This is a genomic window from Promicromonospora kroppenstedtii DSM 19349 (assembly GCF_000515355.1).
Classification (GTDB): Bacteria; Actinomycetota; Actinomycetes; order Actinomycetales; family Cellulomonadaceae; genus Promicromonospora; species Promicromonospora kroppenstedtii.
The window spans coordinates 23,525-36,322 of the sequence record NZ_KI911695.1 but is presented as its reverse complement, the minus strand read 5'-3'; the positions used below and the strand labels follow the sequence as shown (position 1 = coordinate 36,322).

Annotated in this window: 6 protein-coding genes; 3 read left to right on the top strand and 3 right to left on the bottom strand. The window is 68.8% G+C overall.

Features of this window, described 5'->3' with window-relative positions; translation table 11 throughout:
* From PROKR_RS17875 to PROKR_RS17865, 3 genes are all read left to right on the top strand, one after another.
* On the top strand, positions 1 to 2,451 hold a 2,451-nt coding region (locus PROKR_RS17875), incomplete at its 5' end, for a LamG domain-containing protein (RefSeq protein WP_036965292.1).
* 56 nt (positions 2,452 to 2,507) lie between these two features.
* Entirely contained in the window at positions 2,508 to 8,993 is a 6,486-nt protein-coding gene (locus PROKR_RS17870) for an RHS repeat-associated core domain-containing protein (protein WP_051433109.1), read from the top strand.
* Positions 8,994 to 9,018: 25 nt separating this feature from the next.
* Entirely contained in the window at positions 9,019 to 9,411 is a 393-nt protein-coding gene (locus PROKR_RS17865; protein WP_211240170.1) for a hypothetical protein, read from the top strand.
* A 706-nt stretch (positions 9,412 to 10,117) separates the two neighbouring features.
* Here PROKR_RS17865 and PROKR_RS17860 read toward each other — a convergent pair.
* From PROKR_RS17860 to PROKR_RS35320, 3 genes are read right to left on the bottom strand one after another with little or no spacing between them, the layout of a single operon-like run.
* Positions 10,118 to 10,357: an acyl-CoA carboxylase epsilon subunit gene (locus tag PROKR_RS17860; protein ID WP_036965288.1), complete on the bottom strand. Its 240-nt coding sequence runs from the start codon at positions 10,355 to 10,357 to the stop codon at positions 10,118 to 10,120.
* A complete protein-coding gene (locus PROKR_RS17855; protein ID WP_020013330.1) occupies positions 10,354 to 10,878 on the bottom strand; it encodes a hypothetical protein in 525 nt (174 codons plus the stop codon). The genes PROKR_RS17860 and PROKR_RS17855 overlap by 4 nt, the downstream gene beginning before the upstream one ends.
* 28 nt (positions 10,879 to 10,906) lie before the next feature.
* Complete coding sequence (locus tag PROKR_RS35320) at positions 10,907 to 12,505, bottom strand: acyl-CoA carboxylase subunit beta (RefSeq protein WP_036965285.1); 1,599 nt, start codon at positions 12,503 to 12,505, stop codon at positions 10,907 to 10,909.
* Between the last annotated feature and the right edge of the window lie 293 nt (positions 12,506 to 12,798).

Sequence of the window (12,798 nt, the reverse complement as noted above, 5' to 3'; positions counted from 1 at the left end):
CGGGCCGCTGCGGCCGAGACTGGCCAGGTCGTCGCGCCCGACGGCGAGGTCATCGACGAGGAGCAGGTGGACGCGCGCCGCTCGACCGCGCCGGTCGCGGGCGACACCATCGAGCCGCTGGGGGCCGAGCTCCGCACGGGTGCCGAGTCACCGGCCGGGGCGGACGTGGGCGTGGCGATCTCGCTCGACGCCGACGCGCTGGCCGCGATGGACGGCGTGATCCACATCGACCCGACCACCGGGACGAAGAAGCCCGGCGGCAAGGCCGTCATCCAGTCGGCGTATGCGACGAGCGTGCACTACAACGACGCGACGAGCTTTCCGATCGGTACGTGCACGGCGACGATCGGCTGCCCGACGACGAACAACGTGCGCTCGGCCTTCCAGTGGTCGGGGCTGACCACGATCGCGAGCCTCAAGGGCAGCGACATCCGTGAGGCCACGTTCACCGTCTTCGGCAGCCACTCCTACGCGTGCTCCTCACGGATCACCGAGCTCTACCGCACCGCGGCGATCTCCAGCTCGACGACGTGGAGCAACTTCACGACGTCGGGGAAGTGGCAGTCGAAGGTCGCCGAGTCGAACCTCCACCACAAGCCGTCGTGCAACAACGCCCGGGACATCGCCTGGAACGTCGGCACCGTCGCGAAGTGGGCCGCGGACAACAACTCCGCGCGGATCACGCTCGGGCTCAAGGGCAACTCGACCACCGACGTGTACACGTGGAAGCGGTACGAGAACCCGCGCCTGGAGATCATCTACAACCAGGCGCCGCTCGTGCCCAAGGCCAGCGAGATGACGCTGCTGTACGGGAACCAGCCCGCTGAGGCCTGCGTCACCTCGGCGACGGGGGCACCGTCCTTCCCGAGCACGTCAGGGATCGTGATGCGCGGTGTCGCCCGGGACCCTGACTCGACCCAGGTGCGCGTGAAGTTCCGCGTGCTGAACTCGAGCGGTTCGGCGGTCTACTACACGGACGACTGGTCGGCCACGCAGAAGCCGCCGGCCGGATTCGAGCGGTCGATCCCGGCGTCGGCCCTGTCCGGGGGTGGAACGTTCAGGTGGCAGATGGCGGTGCAGGACGTGCTGGACGGGGTCGGTGACCGAACCATCACCTGGGAGTACCCCCCGAGCTGCTACTTCAAGGTGGACCTGTCCAACCCCGGCTCGCCGACCGTCTCCTCGACGCAGTACCCGGAGGGTGAGATCTCCGGTGGCGTCGGCGTGAGCGCCACGTTCACGGTCGACTCGCCGTCCACCGACGTCGTGACCTACAAGTACTCCCTGGACTCGGAGGGTCTCGGCTCGTCGAAGGCGCCGTCGTCCCCGGGTGGACCGGTGACGCTGGGCCCGTTGCCGATGAACCGGCCAGGTTCGCACGTGCTGCACGTGCAAGCGGTGGACGCGTCCAGCCGGGCCTCCAGCACGCGGACGTACCGGTTCACCGTCGACTTCCCGACGACGGCGGCGTACTGGCACATGGACCAGTTCTCCTCGATCAGCGGCTCGACGGACATGAACACCCCGGACGCCGGGGCGCTGGCGCACACGCTGCGCGTCGCCGGAGGCGTGGGCCGCACACCGGGGCCGTTCGCCCTGAACGAGGCGCGCCCCGGTGACCAGGCGCTCGTCTTCGACGGAACGGCAACGGACACTGCCTTCACGGCGGGGCCGGTGGTCAACGCGTTCGGCTGCTCGTCCGACACCACCGGGCCCGCCGGGACCCCCGACGGCAAGACCGAGGATGCCGGATCGAAGGCGGCCGCGTGCACGGGCCGTACCGGTGCGGACGCCTTCAAGGCAGGGTTCACCGTCTCCGCGTTCGTCCGTACCGATGAGGCCGGCAGCGTGAACAAGGTCGCGGTGTCGCAGTTCGCCGACACGTACGTCGGGTTCAACCTCGGCAAGCTCGCGAGCCCTTACTGCCCGGCCGACGCTTCCGGCGTCAAGCCGGCCGCCTGCTGGGCCTTCTGGACCTACGACGAGGACGGCGGCAGCTCCCTCAACCTGCGCGCCCACTCGACCCGTCCGGTGGTAGCCGGGGAGTGGGTGCATCTGGCGGGCGTCTTCAATGCCACCACCAGCGAGATGAGCCTCTCGGTGTGCCCGGTGCCGGTCGATCCGGACGGGCGCGATCCCGAAGGCACCGGCATCCCGGTGGTCGACCCGGACTACGGGACCACTGAGTACACGGGCAAGTCCTGGTCGTCCGGTGGCCCGGTGCAGGTCGGGCGCTCGCAGTACAACAGCTCTCCCACGTACAACTTCGTCGGGGCGATCGACGAGGTCAGGTTGTACAACGCACCGCTGGGCAACGGGCAGCTCACGCAGATCTGCGGTGGAGACATGACCGGCGGCGCCGAGCCGGAGGACGGCGACGGCGACGACACGGTGGTCGGCAACCCGGGCGACATCCCGCCTGGCGAGGGTGATGGAGAGGCGCAGGGGTGACGATCATGACCAGCAACCGTCCGTCCGGATCCAGGAGCGGCGGGCCTCGTCGAGGCATGCGCCGACTGACCACCGTCATCGCGGGCATCGCCGTCGTCGGCGTCATCTTCTCGACCACGGCCGGCCCCGCGGCGGCCGCCGTCCTGACATCCCTCGCCGAGCGTGAGTCGTGGACGCTCGAAGAGCGGGTGGCCCACGGTGAGGATCTCTGGGGCAAGGACGCGGTCAAGGGCGACGAGCCGTTGCCCGCGTACGAGCGGAAGGCGATGCCCGCCGGGGAGCCGCCGGCGATCGTCGAGGGGGCTCCCACGACGGACTCCGGCGACGACAGCGACGCGCCCGCGGCTCCCACCGAGCCCGGGCAGGTGACCCTCACGCCCCGGGCGGACAAGGCGGTGCGGGGCGAGGCCGGAGGTCTTCCGGTCGCCATCACTCTGCCTGAGCCGCCCGGTGCTCACCGTGCGGACGCCGATGCCGGGCAGGGTGCGCCCGCCTCGTTGCGGGTGCGGACCCTGAACGAGGCGGCGGCCGAGCGTGCGGGCATCACCGGCGTCCTGCTGACCGTCACGGGCGACACGGCCGAGGACGCCGGTTCCCGAGGCCGGTCGTCCGTGGTGGACCTGGCCGTGGACACGAGCGAGCTGGGCTTCTCACCCGACTGGATCTCGCGTGCCCGCCTGGTCCAGCTGCCCGCGTGCGTGCTGACCACGCCGGGCGCGGACGCCTGCGACGAGGCGAGCGAGCTGCCCGAGGCGCTCGACGCGTCGTCGGGCGACCTCGTCAGCGCTCGGATCGAGCTGCCGACGGCGACACCGACGACGACGGACGCGGCCGGGCGTCAGGTCGCCGACAGCGAGCCAATGGTCCTCGCCCTGATGGCGGACACGTCGGGCGACCAGGGCGACTGGTCCGCCACGCCGCTCGATCCCTCGGCCACGTGGGACGTGACCGGCAACACGGGCGCCTTCACGTGGTCCTACCCGATGCGCACCCCGCCCGTGCCCGGCGGCCTGGCACCCGAGGTCTCGCTGAACTACGACTCCGGCAGCCTGGACGGCAAGGTGGCCTCCACCAACTCCCAGGCCGGGGAGATCGGTGACGGCTGGTCGCTGTCGACCGGCGGCTACATCGAGCGCTCCTACGTGCCCTGCGACGAGGACACCTCCGGCAGCGCGAACAACGCGAGCCACAGGACGGGTGACCTCTGCTGGAAGTCGGACAACGCCTCGCTCGTGCTGGGCGGCAAGGCCGGCGAGCTGATCAAGGACGGCAGCACGGACACGTTCCGGCTCGCCGGCGACGACAACACCAAGGTCGAGCGCTTCCGCGGGACCAACACGTCCACCCCGGGGTGGAACGGTGACAACGACAAGGAGTGGTGGAAGGTCACCACGTCCGACGGCACGCAGTACTTCTTCGGCCGCGACCGGATCGGCGCCTCGGACGGCATGCAGACCTACTCCACGTGGCCGGTCCGCATCTTCGGCAACCACCCGGGCGAGCCCTGCTACAACGCGTCGTTCGCGTCGGCAGGGTGCAACCAGGCGTGGCGCTGGAACCTGGAGTACGTGCTGGACACGTCCGGGAACACGATGACGTACCTGTACGAGCGGGAGTGGAACTCCTACGAGCCCGACGACGGCGCCGCGGCGCCGGTGGACTACGTCTCGGGCGGCACGCTGACCCGTGTGCTCTACGGCACCAGGCAGGGCGGCGAGACCGCCACGTCGCCGGCGCGGGTCGAGTTCGTCAAGTCCGAGCGCTGCCTCGTGACCAGTGACTTCGACTGCGCCGCGGCGAAGATCAAGGACAACCCGGAGAGATGGCCGGACGTGCCGGAGGACCTGATGTGCTCGGTAGACGCGACCGAGTGCGCGAACCAGTACACGCCGTCCTTCTTCTCCCGCAAGCGGGTCACGGCGGTGAGCGCGCAGATCTACACCGCCGGCGCCTGGATGACCGTCGACAAGTGGAACCTGAAGCACACGTTCCCCGACCCCGGCGGTGAGACGGGCAAGCAGCTCTGGCTGGAGTCGATCGACCACGACGGCCTCGCCGCCGACGCGTCGGCCGACGACGTGATCGACCTGCCGTTCGTGTCCTTCACCGGGTCGGGTGCGCCGAACCGCGTCGACACCCAGCTCGACGGCCGTCCGTCGATGCACCGGTTCCGGCTGACCCAGATCCTGGCCGAGTCGGGCGGCACGACGAACGTCACCTACTCGGCACCCGACTGCACGGCGTCCAGCAAGCCGGCCAGCCCCTGGTCGAACACCCGGTTGTGCATGCCGGTGAACTGGACCCCGGCCGGCAGCGAGACCGAGGTGCTGGAGTACTTCCACAAGTACGTCGTGACCGCGACCCTCGAGAACGCACGCATCGCCGGTTCGCGGAACGTCGAGACCTACTACACCTACGAGGGTGCGCCGGCCTGGCACTACGACGACAACGAGCTCGTGCGGCCCAAGCTGCGGACCTGGGGTCAGTGGCGTGGGTACGGCGCAGTCGAGACCCGCGTCGGCGAGACCGGCATCTCCGATCATCCCCAGCTGCGGACCCGCACCAGCTACTTCCGTGGCATGCATGGCGACCGGTTGAACGCCGACGGCGGTACGCGGGACATCCAGGTGGACGGCATCAACGACCTGGACCAGTACGCGGGCATGGAACGGGAGACGACCACCTACAACGGCACCGCCGTCGTCGAGCGGGACCTCTCCACCCCGTGGCGTTCGGGCGCTACGGCGACAGACGCACGCGGGAAGTCCGCGTATCACACCGGCATCCAGAAGTCCGAGACGATCACCACGGCTCCCGACCTCACGGCCGGCACGCGGACGGTCGTCACGGACACGGAGTTCGACGCCTACGGTCTACCGGAGAAGGTCATCGAGCGCGGCGACACCGCGAAGACCGGTGACGAGACCTGCACGCGGACCACCTACGTGCGCAACACGGACAAGAACATCCTCGAGACCGTGCAGCGCGCCCACACCACGGTCGGGGAGTCGTGCCCGGAGACGGGTGTCGTCGCAACGGACGTGGTCGCCGACAATCGCTACGCGTACGACGGCGGCGCGGTCGGCGCCGCCCCGACCCGTGGCCTGGTCACCACGACCCAGGAGGTCAAGGCGTACAGCTCCGGCAGCCCGTCGTACGTGAACGTCGAGCGGACCACCTACGACGCCTTCGGCCGGCCGCTGACCAGCACGGACGCGCTGGGCCGCGTGACTACGACCGAGTACACGGAGACCGGCGGGCTGCAGACCCGCACCACCGTCAAGTCGCCTGATCCGGACGGGTCGGGCTCCCTGACCCAGCACGTCACGGTCACGGACCTCGACCCTGCCTTCGGCGTGCCGACCAAGGTCACCGACCCGAACGGGAACGTGACCAGCGGCAAGTACGACGGGCTGGGCCGGCTGGTCTCGGTGTGGGAGCCTGGGCGCGTGCAGGGTACCGACACCGCGAACACCACCTTCGCGTACACCGTGCGCGACACGGGTATCAACGCGGTGACCACCAAGACCCTGAACCACGACGCCAGCGCCTACCTGACCTCGACGACGATCCTGGACGGCCTGCTGCGCGACCGGCAGACCCAGTCGCCGTCGGCGGACCGGGACAACCCCGGTCGCGTGGTGACCGACACGCTCTACGACACCCGCGGTCTGGCGCACATCACGTACGACCGGTGGTTCGTGACGGGTACGCCGGGCACCACGGTCGTCTTCCCGACCACCGGGGCAGGCGACGACGACGATGACTTCAAGTTCGTCGTCCCGTCGTCCACGGTGACCCAGTTCGACGGGGCAGGCCGGCCCACCGCCGCCATCGAGCGGTCCGGTGCCGACGAGCGCTGGCGCACCACGACGTCCTACCGGGGTGACCGCACCCTGGTGGACCCGCCGACCGGTGGCACTCCGTCGATGGAGATCACCGACGCTCGCGGGAACGTCGTCGAGCTGCACCAGTACCTCGGTGCGAGCCCGTCGGGGACGTCGCAGGTGACCAAGTACACCTACGACCTCGCGGACCGCCTCACGAAGGTCACCGATCCGGCGACCAACAACTGGTCGTACACCTACGACCTGCGCGGCCGGCAGCTCACGGCGTCCGACCCGGACAAGGGCACGTCGTCCACGACGTACGACGACGCGGGCCAGGTCATCACGACGACCGACGCGCGCAACGAGAAGCTGTTCAACGTCTACGACGCCCTGGGTCGGAAGACCGAGACCCGGGACGACACCGTGACGGGCGCGCTGCGCTCCTCCTGGGCGTACGACACCCTCGCGAAGGGTGCGTTGACCTCGAGCACGCGGCACTCCGGCGGCGTGGCCCTCACCACCTCGGTGACGGGCTACGACCACCACTACCGCCCGTCGGGGCAGACGGTCACGGTGCCGACGAACTCCACGCTCCCTGCTGGGCTGACGGGTTCGTACACGATCGAGTACACCTACACCGCGACCGGTCTGCCCAAGACCACCTACCTGCCGCGGGCAGGTGGGATCAACGGTGAGACGGTCACGACCACCTACGACTCGGCGAACCAGCCGGTCCAGATGATCGGCGGCGCGCAGGGCTCCTACGTGAACGAGTCCGAGTACTCGGAGTACGGCGACCTGCTCTTCGCGGACATCGGCGGCAACTTCTCGGTCGGTGCGCGCTGGACCTATGACGTCAACACCCGGCGGCTCACCGAGCAGTCGGTGACCCGGGAGGGCGCCGGTGGGGACGACGTCGTGGCCCGCTACACCTACGACGATGCGGGCAACGTGCTCGGCATCAAGAACAACCCGACTGCCACGGGGGCGACTGCCGACCGGCAGTGCTTCGACTACGACGGTCTGCGCCGGCTGACGAACGCATGGACCCCGAGCAACGGGGACTGCGCGACGTCGAACCGAACGGTCGCAGGGCTGGGCGGTGCGGACCCGTACTGGACGTCGTACACCTACGACGCGGTGGGGAACCGGAAGAGCGTGATGCAGCACGCGACGACGGCCAACGGTGGCGACCAGACCAGCACGTACGCCTACCCGGCGGCGGGCGGCGCGGCGGGAACCAAGCCGCACGCGGTCACCGGCGTGACGACGAAGAACGCGAGCGGCGTCACGACCGGTACCTCGTCGTTCACCTACGACGCCACGGGCAACATGACCGGCCGCAACCTGGCCGGCCAGAGCGCGCAGACCCTCGCGTGGGACGCCGAGGGTGAGCTGACCTCGGTGGCGCAGGACGGCAACGGTGACGGTGACGCCGCTGATGCCAACGAGACGGACAAGTACCTGTACTCGGCTGACGGGGAGCGCCTGGTCCGGTCGCAGGACGGGGCCTCGACCCTGTACCTGCCGGGTGGCATCGAGCTCACGGCTTATGCCGACGGCAGGGCCTCGACTGCGAACCGCTACTACACGTTCAACGGCAAGACCATCACAACGCGTGCGTCGGTGGGCGCGGCGGGCCAGACGACGATGATCCCGGATCATCACGGGACGCCGATGCTGCAGGTGAACCAGACGACGAACGCGATCACCCGTGAGTACACGGATCCGTTCGGGGCCACGCGTGGGTCGGTCGTGGGCGACGCTGATGCTGATGGAAGGCTGGACGGGACCAATCCCGCCTGGGTCGGAGACCGCGGGTATCTCGACAAGCCGGAGGACGCCTCTGGGCTGACTGCCATCGGTGCTCGAATGTACGACCCGGTGCTCGGTAGATTCATCAGCGTGGATCCGGTGATGGATTTGTCGGATCCGCAGCAGTGGAACGCGTACTCCTACGCGAACAACATGCCGGTCACTCTGTCTGATCCGACCGGTGAGAAGCCGTACGCGCATGATGGATCATCGGGTGGTTATAAGCCGCCGATCCAGGAGGCTCTGCCGAAGGACCGCAGTGTCAAATCTGGACGTGGCGTCGCGCGCAGCGCGCCGAAAGCCGGGCAGCCTGGAACGTACGTGCCGGAGCGCGCGCCTTCGACGAGCTACCGCGGCGGGTACTACTCGGGTGGGGGTGGCAAGACTGCCGCGAAGGGTAGCGGTCCGGCGCTCAAGCCAATCGTCCCAGAACCCCTCAACCTCAAAGCCAGCACATTCGCGAACACGGCCGACTTGACCATGACAGCGATGGACTCCGCAGATTCTGCTGTCAGTGCGTACGCTGCTCGTCCTGGAGGGGCCGCAGGTGTTCAAATGTCAGGTGGCGGGTATCTACCCCAGTTTGCCGGCGTGGGTCGCTACGTGCCGTATGTTGGTGTAGGCCTCACGGTCGCCGCTGACGTGCAACAGGGTGGCGGACTCACCGGAAAGACGGGGGCGTACCTCGCAGTGGACGGCGGTGCGATTCTCGCGGGCATGGCCGCGGGTGCGCTCACGGGGATGGCGATCGGAACTATAGTGCCTGGGGCCGGGAACGTTGTGGGTGGAGTCCTTGGTGCTCTCATTGCGGTCACGCCGGTCCTTGCCGCAGCGGGAACCACCCTTTGGCTGTCAAATATGGGCCACAAACACGTCGATAGTCGTCGGTGGGATTAGCATGCACTACTCTAGTTCTGGGTCAATGGTTTCTAGTGCGTACCCGGCATTCCTCATGATTTTCGGCATTACCTTCACCGTGCTCGTGTGGAGTGCTGTCGAATTGTGGCGGAAGCCGATGGTCGCGGAGCGCATGTCGGACAGTATTCTCCAGATGCGCTTGGGGCTAGGGAACGAGCGTTTGGCGCGTTCGCTGGCGAGGGCATTTCTCCCGGGTGTGCTGATGATGGGATTCGTGTGCTTGACGGCCAGTTCTCCATTATTTGCAGGAGGCGTGCAGTCGATCGTCAGTGCTGTCGGCTTGGTTGGCGTCGCAGTTTCGTTGGTGCTGATGGGCCTCGTTGCCCTGTTTAATATGCCAAAGTTTCTGGTGCCGCCACATATGCGAGCGGACAAAGGATTGTTTACGCGCGATTGAACTGTAATCGGCCAGTCGGCCTCGGTTAAGTGGACTAGATGCAGGTCAGGGATGTTGCTGTTCTGGGCATGATGCTTCATATCTGCACCAGAGAAGGTTGCTCCAACCGTAAAGTCCTGGCGGCCAAGAGCGGCCGTGTGATCAGTTATCGCTGAGATGAGGACAGGCAACCTTAAGAATTCGGTCAGCTGCCGTCGGGAATACTGAATCTGATGCTTTTTCTTCTCGGCCACGGTGGCTGGACAGGATGGCTCATCTGGCTGGTGGCAGCGGGCATGGGGTTCGCCGTGTTCGGCGCATGGCAGTGTTACCTGCTCTGGGGGAGCCCGGAGCGAGCGCCGATCTTGTCCGATCGGGGGAGTCACGGCGTGGGCCGTGGCGATCTCGAGCGGTCTTGAGCCCATGTCCGTGCGCTGCCCGTCGCCGTGACGCTTGGTGTGCTCCTGATCGTCGAGCTCTCGGTGCTCTCGTCCCTGCAGGGCGAGGATCAGCTCGACGTGGCCGCACCCATGGCTCTTGCCAGTACTCTGCGCCGCCCCGCATGCGGGGCGACAAGGGCTTCACGCACGTCCGGCGCGTCAGGCGGCGAGAGAGTGAGGCCAACCTCGGGGATCCGGGCAGCAAGGACGGCGAGTCCGAACGCCGGCCGTGGCGGTGGCAGGACGGGGCGTCGCAGGACCAGCACCCCTGGTGACCTGACCGGCGGTCAGGACCGCAGACTCCACCGCCACGAGTCCGCGTTGTGCCGCCCGGCCCGCCCACCGAAGTTCTTGGCGGTCGCCGCCCCGTTCCCGCGCAGCACCCGCGACCGGTTGGTCCACTCCTCCAGCGGCGCCGCGTCCTCGGGCTCCGTCCCCGCGGCGGCGACGGCCGCGAGGCCCGCGACCAGCGCCGCCACCTCGACGTCGTCGGGCTCGCCGCGGACGACGCGCACCTCGGGGCTCACTCGTCGTCCTCCTCGTAGAAGCCGAAGCCGGGGGCCTCGCCGCGCGAGGCGGCCCACTCGGCGATGTCGTAACCGCCCTCGGTGAGCTGCGTGGCCACGGACTCACCGGCGGCGTCGAGCAGGTCGATCACGCCGTCCAGGGAGGCGTCACCGCCTCGCGCGCCGACCACGAAGCCCAGGTAGAATGACTCGCCCTCCTCGGGCGTCTCGGACTCGAGGATCTCGTCCTCCTCGCCCTCGTGCTCCGGCTCCCACACGGACGATGTGAGGTCCGGGTGCATGCCCAGCGCGCCGTGCAGCGTGTCGAACAGGGCGGCGTTCAGGTGCCCCACCTTCGACTCGAGGGCCAGCACGCGCGGGTCCTCGTCGGCCTCGGCGGCGCCGAACTCGGCGCGCACGCCCACGGCGGTCCCCACGTAGTCGTGCAGCGCTGCCGCCAGGGCATCGACGGCGCGGTGCATCGGCTCCGTGTCGACGCGGCCCATCGGCGCCGGGCCGTGGGTGGCGTCTTCGTGGCTCATCTGGTTCCCCTCCGGATCTTCCCGCTGCTCACAGCGGGATGTTGCCGTGCTTCTTCGGAGGAAGCGTAGATCGCTTGGTACGCAGCGCGCGCAGGGCGCGCACGACCTGCACCCGGGTCTCGGACGGGCGGATGACCGCGTCCACGTAGCCGCGCTCGGCGGCGTCCCACGGGTTGACGATGGCGTCCTCGTACTCGGCGGTCAGCCGCGCGCGCTCGGCCTCGACGTCGCCGCCCGCCTCCTGCACCGTCTTCAGCGCGCCACGCTGAAGGATGTTCACCGCACCGCTCGCGCCCATGACGGCGATCTGCGCCGTCGGCCACGCCAGGTTGACGTCGGCGCCGAGCTGCTTGGAGCCCATGACGATGTACGCGCCGCCGTACGCCTTGCGGGTGATGATCGTGACCAGCGGCACCGTGGCCTCGGCGTACGCGTAGATCAGCTTGGCGCCGCGGCGGATGATGCCCTGGTGCTCCTGGCCCACGCCGGGAAGGAAGCCCGGCACGTCCACGAACGTCAGCACGGGGATGTTGAACGCGTCGCAGGTGCGCACGAACCGCGCTGCCTTCTCGGCGGCGTCGATGTCGAGCGTGCCCGCCATGGACTGCGGCTGGTTGGCGATGATGCCGACCGACTGCCCCTCCACGTGCCCGAACCCGATCAGCACGTTGGTCGCGAACATCGGCTGGACCTCCAGGAACGACTCCGGGTCCAGCACCGCCTCGACGGCCTCGCGCATGTCGTACGGCTGGTTGTCGCTGTCCGGGATCAGCGCGTCGAGAGCCTCGTCCTCGGGCGTGACCTCCAGGACGGTCTCGTCCTCGGGCGGGAACGACGGCGCGTCCGAGAGGTTGTTCTGCGGCAGGTAGCTCACCAGGTGGCGCACGTAGTCGAGCGCGTCGTCCTCGTCGCTGCCCATGTAGTGCGCCACGCCCGACTTCGAGTTGTGCGTCCGGGCGCCGCCCAGGGTCTCGAAGTCGACGTCCTCGCCCGTCACCGTGCGGATCACGTCCGGGCCGGTGATGAACATGTTCGACGTCTGGTCGGCCATCACGATGAAGTCGGTCAGGGCGGGGGAGTAGACCGCGCCGCCCGCGCTCGGGCCGAGGATCAGGGAGATCTGCGGGATCACGCCCGACGCCGCCACGTTGCGGCGGAACATCTCCGCGAACTGCGTCAGGGCCGCGACACCCTCCTGGATGCGCGCGCCACCGCCGTCGCTGATGCCGATCAGCGGCACGCCGGTGCGCAGCGCGAGGTCCTGCACCTTGGTGATCTTCTGGCCGTGCACCTCACCGAGGCTGCCGCCGAACACCGTGAAGTCCTGCGAGTAGACGCAGACCTGGCGGCCGTCGATCGTGCCGTACCCGGTCACGACGCCGTCGCCGGCGATCCGCTTCTTGTCCAGGCCGAAGTTGCGGCTGCGGTGCTTGGCCAGCGCGTCCAGCTCGGTGAAGCTGCCCTCGTCCAGGAGCGCCTCGATGCGCTCGCGGGCGGTCTTCTTGCCGCGCTTGTGCTGCTTCTCCTTGGCCGTCTCCTCTGGCGTGTCGATGGCGGCCGCCCGGCGGGCGTCGAGGTCGTCCAGCTTGGCGCGCGTACCGGCGAGGGTGGTGGTGGAGTCGTTCACAAGTCCGAGCGTAGTTGTCGGATGCCTCTTGCTCGATGCGGGAGACCCCAGCGGGTCGCGTCGCCGACTTGTGGGTTTCCTCCAACGGCGGGCGCACGGCCCAGGGGAGAGGATGAAGAGGTGCGTCCCTCCCTGTCCCTCGACCGCCTGACCGTCCCCGGGTTCGCCCGGGTCGAGGTGGTCGAGACGTCGCCCTCCACCAACGCCGAGCTGGTCGCGGCCGTCCGCGCCGCCCCGGCCGCGTGGCCCGCGCCGTCGGCCCTGGTCGCGGAGGAGCAGACCGCCGGCCGTGG

Bases quoted from the DNA above. Each gene is read 5' to 3' on its own strand.
- PROKR_RS17855 (WP_020013330.1), bottom strand. From the start codon at position 10,878: ATGAGCCACGAAGACGCCACCCACGGCCCGGCGCCGATGGGCCGCGTC.
- PROKR_RS17865 (WP_211240170.1), top strand. From the start codon at position 9,019: ATGGTTTCTAGTGCGTACCCGGCATTCCTCATGATTTTCGGCATTACC.
- PROKR_RS17870 (WP_051433109.1), top strand. From the start codon at position 2,508: ATGCGCCGACTGACCACCGTCATCGCGGGCATCGCCGTCGTCGGCGTC.